The 17732-nt window shown below is 67.4% G+C and carries 15 protein-coding genes; 9 read left to right on the top strand and 6 right to left on the bottom strand.

All coding sequences use genetic code 11. The features are described from left to right. Nucleotides 1–117: 117 nt before the first annotated feature. Entirely contained in the window at nucleotides 118–1440 is a 1323-nt protein-coding gene (locus C1A30_RS09145; RefSeq protein ID WP_101947958.1) for a phospholipase D-like domain-containing protein, read from the bottom strand. Between the two features lie 283 nt (nucleotides 1441–1723). Between C1A30_RS09145 and C1A30_RS09140 the strand changes: the two genes are divergently transcribed. The 4 genes from C1A30_RS09140 (at nucleotide 1724) to C1A30_RS09125 (ending at nucleotide 4937) form a co-directional block, all read left to right on the top strand. Further along, a complete protein-coding gene (locus C1A30_RS09140) occupies nucleotides 1724–2344 on the top strand; it encodes a hypothetical protein (RefSeq protein WP_101950074.1) in 621 nt (206 codons plus the stop codon). Between the two features lie 51 nt (nucleotides 2345–2395). After that, nucleotides 2396–2950 carry a TenA family transcriptional regulator gene (locus C1A30_RS09135; protein WP_101947957.1) on the top strand — a complete coding sequence of 185 codons (555 nt, stop codon included), beginning with the start codon at nucleotides 2396–2398 and terminating at the stop codon, nucleotides 2948–2950. Between the two features lie 72 nt (nucleotides 2951–3022). Beyond that, nucleotides 3023–4132 (top strand): serine/threonine-protein kinase, encoded by a 1110-nt coding sequence (locus C1A30_RS09130; protein ID WP_101947956.1) that lies wholly within the window; start codon nucleotides 3023–3025, stop codon nucleotides 4130–4132. After that, nucleotides 4065–4937, top strand: coding sequence for a hypothetical protein (locus C1A30_RS09125; protein WP_160112715.1), 873 nt, complete (start codon nucleotides 4065–4067; stop codon nucleotides 4935–4937). Before C1A30_RS09130 ends, C1A30_RS09125 begins: the two co-directional genes overlap by 68 nt. On the opposite strand, the gene C1A30_RS09120 is transcribed toward C1A30_RS09125, so the two are convergent. Continuing rightward, on the bottom strand, nucleotides 4934–6718 hold the full coding sequence (locus C1A30_RS09120; RefSeq protein WP_101947954.1) for a hypothetical protein: 1785 nt from the start codon (nucleotides 6716–6718) through the stop codon (nucleotides 4934–4936). The two genes, C1A30_RS09125 and C1A30_RS09120, sit on opposite strands and share 4 nt — an antisense overlap. 120 nt (nucleotides 6719–6838) lie before the next feature. Between C1A30_RS09120 and C1A30_RS09115 the strand changes: the two genes are divergently transcribed. Beyond that, a complete protein-coding gene (locus C1A30_RS09115; protein WP_101947953.1) occupies nucleotides 6839–8479 on the top strand; it encodes a hypothetical protein in 1641 nt (546 codons plus the stop codon). Between the two features lie 102 nt (nucleotides 8480–8581). On the opposite strand, the gene C1A30_RS09110 is transcribed toward C1A30_RS09115, so the two are convergent. Further along, nucleotides 8582–8785, bottom strand: coding sequence for a DUF3072 domain-containing protein (locus C1A30_RS09110; RefSeq protein WP_101947952.1), 204 nt, complete (start codon nucleotides 8783–8785; stop codon nucleotides 8582–8584). 502 nt (nucleotides 8786–9287) lie between these two features. Here C1A30_RS09110 and C1A30_RS09105 point away from each other — a divergent pair. Beyond that, nucleotides 9288–9956: a hypothetical protein gene (locus C1A30_RS09105; protein ID WP_142392570.1), complete on the top strand. Its 669-nt coding sequence runs from the start codon at nucleotides 9288–9290 to the stop codon at nucleotides 9954–9956. On the opposite strand, the gene C1A30_RS09100 is transcribed toward C1A30_RS09105, so the two are convergent. Together C1A30_RS09100 and C1A30_RS09095 are read right to left on the bottom strand one after the other, a co-directional pair. Continuing rightward, nucleotides 9940–11370, bottom strand: coding sequence for an APC family permease (locus C1A30_RS09100; protein ID WP_101947950.1), 1431 nt, complete (start codon nucleotides 11368–11370; stop codon nucleotides 9940–9942). The two genes, C1A30_RS09105 and C1A30_RS09100, sit on opposite strands and share 17 nt — an antisense overlap. An 8-nt stretch (nucleotides 11371–11378) precedes the next feature. Beyond that, nucleotides 11379–12473, bottom strand: a complete 1095-nt coding sequence (locus C1A30_RS09095) for a P1 family peptidase (protein ID WP_101947949.1) — start codon at nucleotides 12471–12473, stop codon at nucleotides 11379–11381. Nucleotides 12474–12580: 107 nt separating this feature from the next. Here C1A30_RS09095 and C1A30_RS09090 point away from each other — a divergent pair, with 107 nt between their 5' ends. Then, nucleotides 12581–13192 carry a TetR/AcrR family transcriptional regulator gene (locus tag C1A30_RS09090; RefSeq protein ID WP_101947948.1) on the top strand — a complete coding sequence of 204 codons (612 nt, stop codon included), beginning with the start codon at nucleotides 12581–12583 and terminating at the stop codon, nucleotides 13190–13192. On the opposite strand, the gene C1A30_RS09085 is transcribed toward C1A30_RS09090, so the two are convergent. Beyond that, a complete protein-coding gene (locus tag C1A30_RS09085; RefSeq protein WP_101947947.1) occupies nucleotides 13179–14762 on the bottom strand; it encodes a PucR family transcriptional regulator in 1584 nt (527 codons plus the stop codon). The genes C1A30_RS09090 and C1A30_RS09085 overlap by 14 nt on opposite strands. 79 nt (nucleotides 14763–14841) lie before the next feature. Between C1A30_RS09085 and C1A30_RS09080 the strand changes: the two genes are divergently transcribed. Both C1A30_RS09080 and C1A30_RS09075 read left to right on the top strand, forming a co-directional pair. Beyond that, complete coding sequence (locus C1A30_RS09080) at nucleotides 14842–16332, top strand: CoA-acylating methylmalonate-semialdehyde dehydrogenase (protein WP_101950073.1); 1491 nt, start codon at nucleotides 14842–14844, stop codon at nucleotides 16330–16332. 11 nt (nucleotides 16333–16343) lie between these two features. Beyond that, nucleotides 16344–17720 (top strand): aspartate aminotransferase family protein, encoded by a 1377-nt coding sequence (locus C1A30_RS09075; RefSeq protein ID WP_101947946.1) that lies wholly within the window; start codon nucleotides 16344–16346, stop codon nucleotides 17718–17720. Nucleotides 17721–17732 lie beyond the last annotated feature (12 nt).

The following is a 17732-nucleotide window of genomic DNA, read 5'->3' as shown; positions in this document are numbered from 1 at the left end:
GCGCTTCACGGTTGAGGTGAGGAAGAATGACCCGGCGTAAGCACTAATCATTAACAACGGGAACGACGCGGCGGCCGTCTCGCTAGCCGAAAAGCTACGCCCAGCCTGGGCGTTACGTCAAGATCCGTACGCCGGTGCGGCGGCACGCGACTTGAACGGCGGGGCCAGCCGCTGCCACATGGTCTCGAAGTCCGCGACGAACGCGTCGGTCGCTTGCGCGTCGCCGCGCCAGAGGATCCGGTGCTCGCTGTGCCGGTCCGACGCGTCGGTCGACAGGTTCGCGGTGCCGGTCAGCACGGTCCGGCTCTCGGGATGGACGATGTACTTCTGGTGCATGGTCTTGCGTCCGGTGGCCCGAAGGTGGATGGGCAGCTTCTCTTTTCCGTATGCCGCCTCGGCCAATTGCGACAGCGGGCGCACACCGGCGTGGCCGTCCAACACGATGAGCAGGCGTACCCCGCGGCGGGCCGCGGCCAGGAGTTCGCCGTACTCGGGCACCCGGACAGACAGCGCGTACATGGCCACCAGCAGATGCTCGCCCGGTTGCGCGCGGGCGATGGTGTCCAACGCGAGCGTCGACAACGTCACCGGGACCTGTTTGGTCTTCCCCGACGGTTTGCACATCTCGAACCGGTTGCGCCGGTTGGCTTCGGCGTACCCGGCGGCGGCCTCGGCCTGTTCCGGTGCGCGGGAACTGAAGGCGATCTGCGCATACGGCGAACCCGTTGCACCGTCGGGCGCGTCCCCGTCGCGCAGGATCTCGAGCGCAGCACCCGACCCGCACGCCACCCCGACTACCAATGCGGCGTCACGCGCCGAATCCTGTTGGTATTCCTTGAGAACCGCGGCGTAGTGCGCGCGGACCTCGTCGGGCGACAGCGTGGCGGCGCCGTCACACCACAACGCCTCGAACTCCCGCTCGACAGCGGTCATCAGGTTCAGCGACGCGGGATCGTCTGCGGTGAACGCGATGAGATTCTCGTACGACTTCGCCGATCGTTTCGACCAGTTGAAGCTTCCGCACAACAGCGTGCGTGGCCGCCCGTCGACCAGCACCGCCAACGTCTTGTGGTGCAGGAGGCCCCGGCTGGCCTGATACGACCACCGCATCCGGCAGGCGTCGGCGTCCCAGACGTACGGCTGGTCCTTCTTGTACCTCACCTCGAGGTTGGGCAGTCCGAGCGCAGCCAACGCGCGGACTTTGCGTCCGGTGCCTTCGGCGCCCTGATTCCAGTCGGCGAGCAGACGTATCGACAGGTTCGGCCGCGCGCGTGCCGCCTCGACAAGCCGGTTGGCGATCTGGGCGTCGGTGAAGGAGAACGTCATGATGTGGACGTCGACCTGGTGATCGCCGGCCAGATCGACGGCGTCCTGGAGCACCGAGAGGATCCGATCGCGCAGGCCGGCCCCGCCGACTTGACTCGTGAACAAAGCCTCCACGTTGCCACCCCCGAAGCGACACGCCGTTAGCACTGCTATTTGAACAGCGAACTAGAGCATACAAATTCGACGGGTCCTGGCGGGGCAGATTCACTTACTCCGTAACAGGATGGCGCATCCCAGCGGTCCGCTGAACTCATTAGCTGCGCTTGCTTATGAAGTGCGTATTGTGCGGGCGCACAGCACGTTTCAGCTCCCATTGCCATGCCGTGCCGGTGGGAGGACGATGAAGTGGTCCGGCGGCGCCGTCGAGACGCTGCCCCACATAGACCGGAGGCAGATCATGTACGCACGAAGCACCTCAATCCAGGCGCAGCCTTCATCCATCGACGCCGGTATTGCGCATATACGCGATACCGTGCTGCCCGCGCTCGAGGGTATTCCCGGATGTGTCGGCATGTCCTTGATGGTCGACCGAACGTCCGGCCGCTGCATCGCCACCAGCTCCTGGGATTCCGAGGAGTCGATGCGGGCGAGCGCGGAGAGCGTGCGGCCGATTCGCGACGAGGCCGCTGGGCTCTTCGGTGGCAGCGCGCAGGTCGAGGAATGGGAGGTCGCTGCCATGCACCGCGAGCACCGAGCGGGTGACGGCTGCTGTGTCCGGGCCACCTGGGTCAAGGTCGATCCGGATCAAATCGACCGAGGGATCGACTTCTTCAAGACGACGATCCTGCCCGCCCTCGAGGAGCTGGACGGATTCTGCAGTGCCAGCCTGCTCGTCGACCGAGCATCCGGTCGTGGCGTGACCGCGGCGACCTTCGACAACGCCGAAGCCCTCGAGCAAAACAAGGACGCGTTGGACAGGATCAGAACCACGGGTAGCAAGGACGCCCACGCAGAGATACTCGACCAGTGCGACTTCGACCTGGCCATCGCACACCTGCGTGTGCCTGAGATGGCCTGACTCGAGCGGGCGCGCCCTGGCCCCGATAGCACCGTGACTATCCTTCGGGGCGTGCTTGATTCGCTCTGGTCGGCGGCTACCCGGCATCCCTTTCTCGACGCGGTGCGCGACGGCGCTATCACGGATTCCGCGTTTGACCGGTGGCTTGCGCAGGACGTCCTGTTCGTCGGCGACCTGCTGGCTTTTCAGGCGCGGCTGTTGGCACGCGCGCCGCGCGCAGCCCAGGCGGTACTCGCCGGAGGCTGCGTGGCGCTGGTCGCGGAACTGGACTGGTTCGAGGAGCAGGCCGCGCGGCGGGGGATCGACTTAGCGCAGGGACCGCTGCCTGCGACACTCGCGTACCGCGAACTGCTGCAGCGACTGGATGCCATTCCATATGAGGCGGCGGTGACTGCGCTGTGGGTGCTCGAACGGGTGTACCTGCTCGCGTGGACGTCCGCCGCGTCCGACGCCTCCCCGTTCGGCGAGTTCGTCGAGCACTGGACTACGCCTGCCTTCTCGGACTACGTCGACGCACTCGGCGTGTTGGCCGTCCCGGATCGACACGACGAGCTGGTCGCCGACGTGCTGGCACACGAGGTGGCGTTCTGGGACATGGCGCTGTAATGAAGGTCGCTGCGCGCAGCGGCTGAAAAAGATCGCGGGACCTGCGCCCCGTACCCGGTTTATCGTGAGCGCGTGGAGGGGACGCCATTCGGCCGCTATCGACTGATCGAGTTGCTCGGCCAAGGCGGTATGGGCGAGGTGTGGAAGGCCTACGACACCACCATCGACCGCGTCGTGGCGTTGAAGATGCTGCTGCCTCACTTCGCCAAGGACCCCGACTTCGACCGCCGCTTCCGCCGCGAGGCCCGCACCGCGGCGCGTCTCGACGATCCCCACGTCGTTCCCATCCACGACGTCGGCGAGATCGACGGCCGCCTCTACGTCACCATGCGGCTCGTCGACGGCGCCGACCTCGACACCCTGCTCAAGTCCGGTCCGCTCCCGCCCGCACGCGCCGTCAACATCATCGAGCAGATCGCAGGCGCGCTGCACAGCGCCCACCGCGTCGGCCTGGTGCACCGCGACGTCAAGCCGTCCAATATCCTGTTGGCCGACAACGATTTCGCTTACCTCATCGACTTCGGCATCGCCCGCGCCGCCGACGACACCAAGCTGACCTCCGAGGGGGCGACCATCGGCACGTGGGCCTACATGGCCCCCGAACGCTTCCGCACCGGCGACATCGAACCCAGCTCCGACATCTACGCCCTTGCCTGCGTGCTGTACCAGTGCCTCACCGGCGAAACACCGTTCCCTGGCTCCACTCTCGAGCAGGTCGCCGTCGGCCACATGGTCGCCCCGCCACCCCGGCCATCCCAAACCTCGAACACCGTTCCGCCCGGCTTGGACCGGGTCATCGAAACGGGCCTGGCCAAACAGACCACCGATCGCTACCCCACCGCCGTCGAAATGGCCGCTGCCGCAAGGCAAGCCATCACCGAGCCGACCGATCAGTCGCACTCTGCGCCGACGCAAGCCGCGCCGGTGGTCCACAGCAACTGGGGCCAGCCGCCGGCGATGAGCACGACGACGCCGACGAGTGCGCCGGCCAGGATGAGTGGTGTGCGGGACGAGCGTTTCGGGGGCCCCGAAACGCTCGTCCCGCACACCACTCATCCTGGCCGGCGCACTCGTCGGCGTCGTCGTGCTCATCGCCGGCGGCGTCTTCGCGGCCGTGCAGCTCACCCGCGACGACAAGCCCGCGACGCCAGCCGCGACGGCCGCCGCCCCCGAAACCTTTGACGGCACCTACCGCGCCGATCTCGGGCCGGGCACGGATCTCGACGACAAGCCGGTGGCCAATGCGCCCGCCACGACGGCCACGTGGGCGGTCCGCTCGACATGCGGCGCCAGCGGCTGTGTCGCGACGGCCGCCAACATCAACGAAGGCGGCATCGCCCTGGTCTCCAACCTGACGTTCGATCAACTGGGCGGAACGTGGGTCGCCGTCGGTCTCGCTTCGGCGCAATGCGGCGGCCCCACCCCGGACGAGATCTGGGTGGTCTATTCGCTGAAACCGCAATCCGACGGCACCCTCACCGGCGAAACCGTCCGCGCCTCCACCAACAGCGCCTGCGCCGCCAAACGAACCGTGAAATACACCCGCACCGGCGACGCCGACCCCGGCAAGGTGGCCGATCCCGCGGTGCTGCCGCCGCGCGTGGCATCGCCGGCCGACGCGCTACGCGGCCGCTACCGCGAGACGACGACCTTCACCAACGGCACCACCGTTCCGCCGCGGACGCTCACCGCCAACACGTACTGTTTGCGGACCGGCGATCGGTGCATGAGTCTGTTTCACGGGACGGACGGCGCCGTCACGCTGATGTTCGCCAGCGACAAGTGGACCCGCGCGGAGCAGGGCACCACCACGTGCGGCGCGGGCGGCACCGCTCAGGTGACGATCAACGCCGAGTACCCGCTGCCCGCGGAGATGGGAGACCCGATCGCGGTCCTCACCGGGCGTGGCAACCAAGTTGTTGCGGCCGGGGGCGACTGCACCGGCGGCGGCGAATTCAACGACAGGTTCGAGCGGACCGGCGACTAGGGCGACGCCGGGATCGTCGTCGCGGGTGCCGAGCCGGAACCTCCACTGCCGCTTGACGATTCACCGCCACTTGACGATCCGCCGCTGCTCGACGAGCCGCCACCGCTCGACGGCGCCTCGAAAACCGGCGCAGGCTTTTCGATGACCGGAGCAGGCGCCACCGGTGCAACGGGAGCTACCGGCGCCACGGGTTCAGGTGCGACCACGGCCGGCGGCGTGTAGGCGGGTGCAGCCGGCGGTGCCGTGTACGCGGGCGCCTGCGATGCCGGTTCCTGCGTCACCGGCGGCGCCGGCTTCTCGATCACCGGCGGCGGTGACACCGTCGTCACTGTCGACGTCGACGTCTGAGTTGCGGTCGACGTCGACGTTTCCGTCGATGTCGTCGGCGTCGTCGGCTCAGTTGTTGTGGTCGTCGGCGTCGTCGGCTCGGTGGTCGTTGTCGTCGGCGTCGTCGGCGGTGACGTCACCGTCGTGGTGAACGTCGGCGGCGGCGGGAACGGGAAGAACGGCGGCGGGAATGGAATCACCGGCGGGATCGGGATCACCGGCGCGCCCGGCACCGGAGCCGGCGCAGGCGCGGGCGGCGGAGCTTGCGGTGCTGGGGCAGGCGCCTGCGGCGCGAAGCTATTCGGTCCGCGGTTCGGCTGCACATTCGGCACATTCCGCACCGGCGGCGCGGCGGGCGCAGGCGACACCACCGCCACCGGCAATGCCACCGGATCCGGCTCATGCGGCACCTGCGGCAGGAACCGCCCCGGTACCGTCTCCGCTTGCTGCGTCGCCGGAACCGGCATCTGCTGCGCCGACACGTCGGCCACCGGCCGGATTGTGACCGCCACCGTCACCGCCAACGTCGCGAAGCTGACGACCACGAACGCCAACGCGCTGCCCATCAACATCGACTTCCGCGCCGGCGGCTCGATCAGCGCCGTGTAGGCCTCTTCGTCCTCGATTTCCGGAACGAATTCCTCCAGCGAGTCGTACGGCAGCTCGTACTCGGCAGGCTCCTCTTCCGAATAGGCCAGCTGCGGGCCGACCACCGCGTCACCGGCCGTCGGCGCCATCTGCGTCGCCTCACCAGCTGCGGGCGCCATCATCGTGGCGTCACTCGCGGCGGGCGCCATCATCGTCGCGTCCGCGGCGGCAGGCGCCATCATCGTCGCCGCGCCCGCCGGATACTCCGAATGTGCGGCCGTCTGCGCCGCGCCCCGTGCGATCGCGAACCCGGCATCCGGTGGCACCTCCACCGGCGCCGTCGAATGCAGCTCTGCGGCAACCGAATCCAGATCCAGTCGTTGGCCGACCAGCATGATCCGCGTCGGCTCGGTCGGCAGCTTCTGCAGCACCGCCGCGCACGCGACCGCCGCACCGGCCACCCCGATCGGCGCCGACGCCAACACCGACGTCGACTCCTCGTCCTCGCCGACCACCGTCAGCGACACCGTGTCGTCGTCGGCCAGCAGCAGTGCCGCGTCCGCACCCGCGTTGCGCGCCAGCGCCGTGGCAGCCTCGGCCTCCGACACCAACTCGACGTTCTGCACGCCCGCGCTCGCCACCGTCTGCCGCAGCGTCTCCGCTTGTGAGGCGTCCGGCAGGCACAGCCGCGTCGCGGCCATCACGTTGCCCGAGTCGGCCACCGCGCGGTACGTGCCGACGATGGTCTCGGCCAGATCGGTCATCGCGTCGTCGGGCAGCTCCAGCGCGTACTGGTCGAGCACCTGCCCGCCCGCGCCGATCATCGCCAGGCGCGCCACCCTCCCGGTGACCGCCACCCCGACCATTACGTCCACCGATTCACCCTTTCACAGCCCGGCGGCCTGGATGCGTTGCTTGTATATGAGAGCAAAAGTCAGCACCCTGAGTGGCGACCCCTCGCGTCACTCCAGAGAGGAAATCGTTTCGTGAGCGACCAGCGTTACGACGCGCCCGCCACCGTCGGCCGGTCGCCACGCGTGGGATATGTGCCGGTCCGCACCAACGTGGTCCGTGACGGTGTCGCGGCCGCGCTGCTGGTTCTGGCGCTGCTGCTGCCCTGGAATCTGGACTTCGGTCTCGGCGTGCCCGGCAGCAACGCCCTGTTCTTCGTGCTGGTCGTCTTCGTCACGCTGCTGGCCCTGGCGGCCGCGGCCGCGCCACACCGCGGCCCGTTACGGCTGGCCGGCCCCGAGGCCGACGTCCGTCGCACCGGCCTGATCCGGCTGGTGCTCGCCGTCCCGTATCTGGTTCTCGCGCTCGGCTTCGTCGGCTTCCACGTGCTGGAGACGGTGCGCGACGGCGGTACCGGGTTGACGCCGCCGGGCGTGGGCCCCGGCCTGATCGTCGGCCTCGGCGGCGCGCTGCTCGCCGCGCAGCCGCCGGTCACCAGTATCACCATCGAGGACAACGGTTTTCGGCGTTGGTATGCCGCGGCGCGGGTACTCGGCGCGGTGTCGATTGCGCTCGCGACGCTGGCGGTCGCCTTCAACCTGTACTGGCGGTTGCGGTACCTGTTCGTCACCAACGGCGAGTTCGGCGGGCGCGACGTCGCGGTCATCGTCACGACGCTGCTTTACGGCGCGGTCGCGATGATCGCGTTGCTGATCGCGTCGCGCTGGCTGCTGGAAAGGTCGGCCGCCGCCCGGCTGGCCACCACCGCGTTGGGCGCGTCGGGGGCGCTGGCGACGGTGCTGGTGTGGGTGTTTCCGGTCGGCCGCGACATCGACGCCTTCCACGGCATCGCGCAGAACACGTCGACGGCCGCGGTCGGCTACGAGGGCTATCTGTTCTGGGCGGCCGCGGCGGCCATCGTCGCGCCGACCACGCTGTACGCCGTCTTTCTGATCAAGCCGCCGACGCTGGGCGCCTACCGGTCGGCGGCGCAGAAGTGCCTGACGCTGATCGCGTTCTGGGCGTTCGCGGCGGCCGTGTGCCGGGTCGTCGACTTCCTGATCGCGCTGTCGCTGGATCTGCCCCGCGCGGCCTACGACACGGTGGCGATGACGGTGTTCGACCTGATCACCGGGGTCCTGGCGCGGTGGCTGCACCGCCGACTCGAGCGCGGTGAGACCACCGCGACGGTGATCGCGGCGTTCAGTGGTGTGCTTTTCGTGTTCACCGTCGCGAACCTGGCGATCGGTGTCGCGTTGGCCCCGCGCTACGCCGAACCGTCGCCGGATGCCGTGTACGGCAACAACCTGGCCCAGCAGATCACCAGCACGTTCGACGTCGCGGTATGTCTGCTCAGCCTGGCGGTGCTGCTCGCGATGCTGTTCACGGGGCCGCTGGCCGCCTACTTCGTGCGCCGGCGCGAGACCCGGGTTTCTGCGGCGCCTGCACCGCCGGCGCCTGAGCCGCAGACGGCCGCCGCACCGACACTCGGTACCCCTGCGCCCACCGTTGCGGTGCCGAAAATTGTTCGGCTGAAAGAGGATTCGACGACGGTGCTCGAAGCGCCTCCGACGGAGGAGTTCGCGACGCCGACCGCCACGCTGCGCATCCTGCGCCGTAAGCCGGACGACAGCGGCGACCCGCCGACGACGGTTGTGCGGCCACCGTCCACCTGAGCGAGACATCGGATTCGAGGATTCGAGGCAAACTGCCACGCTGGTGAGCGCCTCCTTGCGCGAAGGCGGAAGGCACATAGTGGTCCGCCGGCCAACTGACCGCTACCTGCCGCGTCCAGTTTCCTTCTGTAAGCGGTCGATGGCCTCGGATGCCTGCGCTTTGGTCAGATCATCGGGCACCTCTTCCTTGGCCTCCTGCGCCAGCGTCTGCAGGTAGCTGCGTTGCGGGCCGGTCATCGGCTCGTCGCCGGTGACCCACTCCGAGGTGTCCTTCTCTGGGTTCTGCAGCTGTGTGTCATCACTCATGCGGCCCTGATTCCCGTCGCACATCAGTTCGAAACCTTCGGCCGCCCGCGATCGCGAAAGCTCAAATCAAGTAGCCGAATACTCGTTGCTCGGCGAAGCAACATATTTACCCTGGTGTTAGCGGTTCAGGCTCCGCGACGAGTGCTGATGTCCGCGAGGGGGGAACAATGCGCATATCTAGTGCACGGGGCTGACCGAGATGTCCACGACAGTCCGCGGGTGCATCGTCGGCGTGTTGCCAGTGGCGGCGCTCGCCGCTCTCCTCGTCGCTGGTTGCGGGTCGGACAGTTCTCCGACGTCTGAACCCAGCCGTACGACCACGGCGACAATCGCCTCAAGTCCCGCGCCGACGTATCCGGTTGCCCCCACTGAGCTATCCCCTGGTGCGCCGGCGCCAGGCCCCGAGGTCATTGCAGGCGGCCCCGTCGCACCGTCATCTCAACCCCCGCAGACGGAGGCACCCGACGGCCCGGCCCACGGCGTAGACCACAATGTGCAGAGGTTGGTCACTGAGAACGCCGTATGGCATGCGCCGGATTTCCTGACTGAGGGCGTCACCGAGAACATCGCGTTGAGCATCGGCGATGCTCAACGGTTGCAGGACGCGATCAATGCGACGATTCCTGATGACGTTGCGCGGCCGCCTCTTCCGGTCGACGTGACGGCGGGCACGGTAATCCGAGCGAAGTTGACCGTGATTTCCTCGGACGCCACGATCTCGCCACTCGAGACCCTCGACAGATCGATCGGGGATCAGGTGAGCCTGCTGTTCCCGTGGCAGATCCAGCCGCATGTGGCCGGTGAGCTCAAATTGCAGGCCATCATCTTCTGTCCGCGAGCGGACGGCAGCGTCACCACGGAGAACGTGCCATTGCGGATTCGCGTGCACCCCGCGGTGAAACCCCCAGCGCCCCCGCCAGTTACGCCGAGCCTCGGCGATCGACTGCGTGGATTCTTCGATCTGCTGAAGAACTACTGGATTCAGCTCACCACCATCGGGGGCGGTTTAGTCGCCGCAGGCCGGTACGGCTGGCGGTGGTACAGCCGTCGCCGTGGCAATGAGCACCCGACGCCCGTCGCCGAACCGAAGACCGGCGCCGACGAACCCGGAACAACGACAACCGCGCCTGCTGGAAAGGCTGACGCGGCCGCGACTAAGGGTGAGCCGTAGCATCTGCCGCGGCAGCGTCGCGTGACGAAACCTGCGGCTGCCCAATCAGGAAGCCGATCAGCAGGCCGAGGAACGGCACCACAGCCAGCATCGTGCTCAGCGCGAAACTGCCGCCCGTAACGAGCGTGAAGTTCGACAACACCAGCCACATGCTGACCAGCAGCCCGATACACGCCAACGCCGGGGCAACCCGCGTCTGCCACAGCCCGCCCCCTTGTCGCATGAAGTACGCCAGCACGGCCGCCGACGTCGTCAGCATCAGAATCACCATGCCCACCGTCGCCACCCCGGCCATCGACCCGAACACTCCGACCAGCGGATCAACCTGAAACACCGCCAGCACCAACACGATCAGCGTCGCTGTCGCCGTCTGCACCACCGACGAGAACGCCGGCGAATGATGCGTCGGGTGCACGCTGCCGAGCCGTCGCGGCAGCAATCCCTTTCCGGCAAGCACGAATTGGTAGCGGGCGATCACATTGTGGAACGACAGCACACACGCGAACAGACTCGACAGCAGCAGCACATTGACGATGTCGCGGCCTACCCGGCCCAGCATCTGATCGGTGGTGTCGAGCAGCACGTTCGCCTCGCCGTCCAGCGTCCGCTGCGCGACGGCGGCCACCTGATCCGGGCCGATCGCCACGACGAACGCCCAACACGTCAGCGCGTAGAAGCCGCCGATGATCAGCACCGCCGCATACGTCGCGCGGGGAATCGTGCGTTCCGGATCGCGGGCCTCGTCGCGGAACACCGCCGTCGCCTCGAATCCGATGAAACCGGTGAGCGCGAACAGCACCGCGATGCCCAACGTGCCGTGCGTGAACACGCTCGGCTGGAACGACGCGACAGTCAGCCCTGCCGGTCCGGGATTCACGAAGATCGCCAGATCCAACACCAGCACGATGCCGATCTCGAGGACCAGCGCCACGCCCAACACCTTCGCGCTGAGCTCGATGTGCCGGTAGCCCAGCAACGCGACGATCGCCAGGATCACGAATGAGTAGACCGGCCAGGGGATCTGCGGTCCGTGATAGAAGCGGACTGTATCGTCGATGGCCCACCCGATGTAGCCGTAGATGCCCACCTGGATCGCGGTGTACGCGATCAGCGCCACCACCGCGATTCCCATCCCCGCCCGCTTCCCCAGCCCGACGGTGACATACGAGAAGAACGCGCCGGCTTCGGGCACATACGGCGTCATCGTGACGAAGCCGATGCTGAACAGCAGCAACACCAGCGCCGCGATCAGGAAACCCACCGGCGCGCCTGCGCCGTTGCCCAGGCCCATCGCCAGCGGCATGTTGCCCCCGATCACCGTGAGCGGGGCCGCCGCGGCCACCACCATGAACACGACACCCACCGTGCCGAGATGTCCTGTGAGCCTTCCGCTTCGGGTCGCTGTCTCGGTCATGGGTCCTCCTAGTTGTGGACGGGTTCCTTGGTGCCGAGCACCTCGCGAAGCTTGGCGTGGTCGATGGCGCGCACAGTGGTGCCATTACGTCCGGTCAGCGTGTCGGCCGCCACCAACGCGTTGAGGATGGCCTCTTCGGTCGCCTCGATCGTCAGGTCGAACAGGCGTGTCATCAACTGCGGGGCAACCATTTTCAGCGGGATCTCCGGCTGTCCCGCGTCGGGATCCTCGTCCCACGCGTACGGCGGGATTCCGCGGTTGCCCGTCGCGAAAGCCAGCATCAGGTCGCCGCTGTACTGCTCACCCGCCCCGCCCATCCGGGCGACACCGAGGGCGGCGCGTTGCGCCAGCCGCGCACATTGATGCGGCAGCAGCGGCGCGTCGGTGGCCACGATCGCGATGATCGATCCCGAACCGGCTTCGTAGCGCGTCGAGATGTCCGGCGTCGGCACATCGTCCATGAGTTCACCGACCGAGACACCGTTCACCCGCAGCCGCTCGCGGCGACCGTGATTGGCCTGCACCAGAACTCCGACGGTGTACTGTCCCGTCGCGGTCTCGGTAACCCGCGAGGAGCTGCCGATGCCGCCCTTGAATCCGTGGCAGATCATCCCCGTTCCGCCGCCGACGTTGCCCTCCTCGACGGGTCCGGCGTCCGCGCGCGCCAGTGCGTCGTCCACATGCTCGGCCCGCACATGGTGGCCGTTGATGTCGTTGAGCACTCCGTCGTAGGTTTCGCCGACGACGGGCAGCGACCAGTAGAGGCCCTCGCCACGCTCGCGTACCTGCGCCGCGACCAGCGCGTCGCGCACCACTCCGACGCTGTGGGTGTTGGTCAACCCGATCGCGGTGGTGAGTTCGCCGGACTCGCGGATCCATTCCAGTCCGGTCATCTCGCCGCTGCCATTGAGTCGATGCGCGCCCGCGAACACCGGTTCGGTCCAGATGCGGGGATGCGGCACCACGACCGTCACACCGGTGTTCACCGCCTCTGAGTCGGTGACAGTGACGTGGCCGACGCGGACACCGGCGACATCGGTGATCGCGTTATCGGGGCCAGTCGGATGCTGGCCCACCACGATGCCGAGGTCTCTGGCTCGCATGCACTCTCCCGCGAAGTCCGTGGTGATAGTTTTTTTCCTTAGCGGAAAAGAATGCACCTCGGCGGTGGGTTGCGCAAGAGAATCGGCAAAAAGGGGATCATGGGACCGTGGCACGACCGAACCGGCAAGCGCAAAGGCGCACCGAGATCCTCGACGCGGCCATCGGCCTGATCGAACGCCACGACCTGGCCAGCCTGCGGGTCACCGACGTGGCCGCCGAACTGGGCCTGACCGCCAACGCGGTGCGCTACTACTTCAAGGACATGCACCAGCTTCTCTCGGAGCTGGCCCAGCGTTCGGATGTCCGCTTCTACGACGAGCGCCTCGCGGTGGTCAAGCACACCGACGACGTGCGCGAGCAACTGGCGTTGACCATCGCCGCCGGACTCCCCACCGGCCCGGAAGACGCTGAGTGGCGGGCGATTTGGCGTGCGGTGCTGGCGGCCGGTTTCGAACTCGACCAGCGTCGCGACGTCCAGCACATCTACCACCGGCAGGTGAAGCTGTACACCCGCATCCTGAGCGCGGGGCAGAAGGCAGGCGAATTCTCGCTGCGCAGCCCGGCCCGCGACGTCGCGATGACGTTGATGTCGATGGAGGACTACCTCGGCTACCGGATCGTGGCGCGCGATCCCGAGATGAGCCGCGACACCGCTTTGCGGTTGATGCGCGAGTACGCCGAATTGGCCACCGGCGCGACGCTTCCTACGACGGTGTGACCCTTCGACGCACGTCGAGCACCAGCATGGCGACATGCAGCGACGCCATCGATTCCGCGTCGGCGAGGTCGACGCCCAGTTTCTCCTCGATGGCCGATAGCCGCTTGTACAGCGCAGGCCTGCTGATGCCGAGCTCTGCTGCCAGCGCCACCTTGTTCCCGCCCAACCGCAGATACTCCCGCAGGACCTTGAAATCCGTTGGACTGCCGGTGTTCTCGGCCGTCAACAGCGCTTTGAGTTCGGTTTCGGCGAACGCCTGCACTCGCGGGTCGTCCTGCAGCAGCGAGATCAGACCCCGTAACCGCACATCGGAGGTGCGGTAGAACGGCCGCCGCTCACCACCCATCGCCAACGCCGCCTCCGCCACATGCGCCGCGTCGGCGATGCCCACGATCGCGTCGGCGATCGAACCCGACGACTCCCCCACCGCAAGCACCGACCGCTGTCCGCCGTCCACCCGTGCCACTTCCCGCGCGACGTGTAACCCCAACGCAGTCCACGCCTTGTCCCGGGTCGCGCTCAACGCCACCACCGCGCCGATCTCACCGTCACCGCGAATCGTGAACAACCCCGTGTGCCCCGACGCATTCACCGTGTGCGCCACCGCATCCAACAGCCTGACATTGCGCCGCTGGCCCGCAACCGGGTCCGAACCCGTCGACGCGTCCTCCGTGCGCACCACCACCGGGTGATAGCGGGCCGTCTTCCGCAGCCCCAATCCGTATGCCCGCGCTGCGATTTCACGTTCGTCGCTGACCCGACCGCGCACGACGTCGTCGATCAGCCCGCTCTGTGCCTGCTGATGTAACCCGGACCGGTCCCGCTCGATCATCCGGTTCAACGCCAGTGCCGCCGCCGCACGCTCGAGCACCATCTTGGCGCGCGACGCATCCGCAGGCGGTCGCGGCACCACCAGCCGTCCCCACTCCTCACCGCGCGGGCCGACCGGACTCATCGCCCAGCCATCCCGTTCAGCCGACACCCGCCGCGACCGGTACTCCCAGTCATCGAGCAACGCTGCAGTGGTCTCCGGCCCCGGCGCCACCGCAAGTGCTTGGTGCGCAAGGTCTTCCAGCACCACCGGCTCGTCGAGAATGCGCGCAGCGGCGGTCACGATGCCCGGCGTCGACACCCGCTTCATGCTCAGGTCGGTGAACGTGGCGTGCACCCGGCGGTCGAACGCGACCGCGTCGAACTGCTCGGCCACGATCCGCCGATGCACCGCCTCGGTCACCTCGACGAACTTGATCTCACGGTGCAGCACCACCAACGCGACGTTGACGCTCGCCGCCGCTGCCGCCGCCGTCTTCGGCAAAGGCGCGTCCAGTTCGGCAATGACCCCGAGCGCGCCGCCGTCGGCGATGCGGCGCAGGTACCGCGCCGGGGATCTGCGCAACGCGATGCCGGTGGTCAACACCAGTTCGCCGCCCTGCAGCAGCCCCGACAGGTCCGCCACATCGCTGACATGCACCCAGCGGATCTGCTCGTCCCATCGGCACTTGCTGAGCACCTCGGGCCGGCCCGCCTGGATGACGGGCAAACTCACGACGTCCGCCACGGTCAACGGCATTTACACAGTGTAAAGGCCAAGCGTATTCCGTTGACAATCTGCACTCCCCATTCCCAGCCTGATGGTGCACGCTGGACGCGTGCACACCACCATCACCCATTGGTTCAACAACAAGGCGTTTGCCGGTAGCGGCGGTTCCCTGCCCGTGACGAATCCGGCGACCGGCGAGGTCACCGGTCAGGTCGCGCTGGCCACCGTCGACGACGCGCAAACCGTCATCGACGCCGCCGCCGCGGCGTTCCCCGCGTGGCGCGACACCTCGCTGGCCAAACGCACCCAGATCCTGTTCGCCTTCCGCGAGTTGCTCAACGCTCGCAAAGGTGAACTGGCCGAGATCATCACCTCCGAGCACGGCAAAGTCGTCTCCGACGCCCTCGGTGAAGTCAGCCGCGGCCAGGAGGTCGTCGAATTCGCCTGCGGCATCCCGCATCTGCTCAAGGGCGGGTTCACCGAGAACGCCTCCACCAAGGTCGACGTCTACTCGATCCGCCAGCCCCTGGGCCCGGTCGCGATCATCAGCCCGTTCAACTTCCCGGCCATGGTGCCGATGTGGTTCTTCCCCATCGCCATCGCCGCGGGCAACACCGTCATCCTCAAACCGTCGGAGAAGGATCCGTCCGCCTCACTGTGGCTGGCTCAGCTGTGGAAAGACGCCGGCCTGCCCGACGGCGTGTTCAACGTGCTGCAGGGCGACAAGACCGCCGTCGACGAACTGCTGACCAACCCCAAGATCAAGTCGGTGAGCTTCGTCGGGTCCACCCCGATCGCCCAGTACGTGTATCAGACCGGCACCGCGACCGGGAAACGCGTCCAAGCCCTCGGCGGCGCCAAGAACCACGCGGTGATCCTGCCCGACGCCGACCTCGACCTGGCCGCCGACGCCATGGTCAACGCCGGCTTCGGCTCTGCCGGTGAACGCTGCATGGCCATCAGCGCCTGCGTGGCGGTCGGCCCGATCGCCGACGACCTGGTCGCCAAAATCAGTGACCGGGCACGCGCCCTCCGCACCGGCGACGGCACCAAGGGCGCCGACATGGGCCCGCTGGTCACCAAGGCCCACCGCGACAAGGTCGCCTCCTATATCGACGCCGGAGAAGCCGACGGTGCCAAGATCGTCGTCGACGGCCGCACGGTGAAGGCCGACGGAGGCGCTGAAGGGTTCTGGCTCGGCCCCACGCTGATCGACCACGTCACCCCCGAGATGAGCGTCTACACCGACGAGATCTTCGGCCCCGTGCTGTCGGTGGTGCGTGTCGAGTCCTACGACGAAGCGCTGCAACTGATCAACAGCAACCCCTACGGCAACGGCACCGCGATCTTCACCAACGACGGCGGCGCCGCGCGGCGCTTCCAGAACGAGGTCGAGGTCGGCATGGTCGGCGTCAACGTGCCCATCCCGGTCCCGATGGCCTACTACAGCTTCGGTGGCTGGAAGTCCTCGCTGTTCGGCGACACCCACGCCCACGGCATGGACGGTGTCCAGTTCTTCACCCGCCAGAAAGCCGTCACCAGCCGCTGGCTCGACCCCAGCCACGGCGGCATCGAACTCGGCTTCCCCCAGAACAAATAGATTGGTATCCGATGACACAGACCGTTCTCAATGGCACCACCGACCTCGCCGCCAAGGCCAACCGCCATCTGTGGGGCCACTTCGCGAAGCACGGTGAGGGCATCACACCGCCGATCATCACTCGCGGTGAGGGCGTACACATCTGGGACGACAAGGGCAGGCAGTTTCTCGACGGCCTGTCCGGCCTTTTCGTCGTCCAGGTCGGCCACGGCCGCAAGGAACTGGCCGAGGCTGCGGCCAAGCAGGCCGAGACGCTGGCGTTCTTCCCGCTGTGGTCGTACGGCACGCCCAGCGCGATCGAACTGTCCGAGCGCGTCGCCAATTACGCGCCAGGCGATTTGAACCGGGTGTTCTTCACCACCGGCGGCGGCGAGGCCGTCGAGTCGGCGTGGAAGCTGGCGAAGAACTACTTCAAGCTCACCGGCAAACCCGGTAAGCACAAGGTGATTTCGCGATCCATCGCCTACCACGGCACCCCGCAGGGCGCGCTGGCCATCACCGGCCTACCCGCCTTCAAACAGCAATTCGAGCCGCTGACACCGGGCGGGTTCCGCGCACCGAACACCAACTTCTACCGCGCACCCGAGCCATATGCCCACGACATCAAAGCATTTGGGCAGTACTGCGCCGACCGCATCGCCGAGGCCATCGAGTTCGAGGGCCCCGACACCGTCGCCGCGGTGTTCCTCGAACCCGTACAGAACGCAGGCGGGTCCATTCCGCCGCCCCCGGGGTACTTCGAGCGGGGCCGCGAGATCTGCGACGAGGACGACGTGTTGCTGGTCTCCGACGAGGGGATCTGCGCCTACGGCCGCATCGGCTCGATGTTCGCCTGCGACGACTTCGGCTACGTGCCCGACATGATCACGTGCGCAAAGGGTTTGACGTCGGGGTACTCGCCGATCGGCGCGATGATCGCCTCCGACCGGCTGTTCGAACCGTTCAACGACGGTAAGACCACCTTCGCCCACGGCTACACCTTCGGCGGGCATCCGGTGTCGGCGGCAGTGGCGTTGGCCAACCTCGACATCTTCGACCGCGAGGGCATCACCGACCACGTCAAGGAAGCCGCGCCCGCGTTCCGCGCGACGCTGGAGAAGCTGTTGAGCCTGCCGATCGTCGGCGACGTCCGCGGCGAGGGCTTCTTCTACGGCATCGAACTGGTCAAGGATCAGGCGACCAAGGAAACCTTCACCAACGACGAGTGCGGAAAGCTGCTCCCGACGATCACCACGAAACTGCTCGACGCCGGGCTGTACTGCCGCGCCGACAACCGCGGCGACCCAGTCGTGCAGGTGGCGCCGCCGCTGATCAGCGGTCAGCAGGAGTTCGACGCCATCTACGAGGCGTTGCGCGTTGTGCTCGACGAAGTGGGCCGCGGGCTCTAACCTGCGTCGCCG

It is taken from the genome of Mycobacterium sp. 3519A (assembly GCF_900240945.1).
Classification (GTDB): Bacteria; Actinomycetota; Actinomycetes; order Mycobacteriales; family Mycobacteriaceae; genus Mycobacterium.
This window is presented reverse-complemented; position numbering and strand designations above follow the sequence as displayed.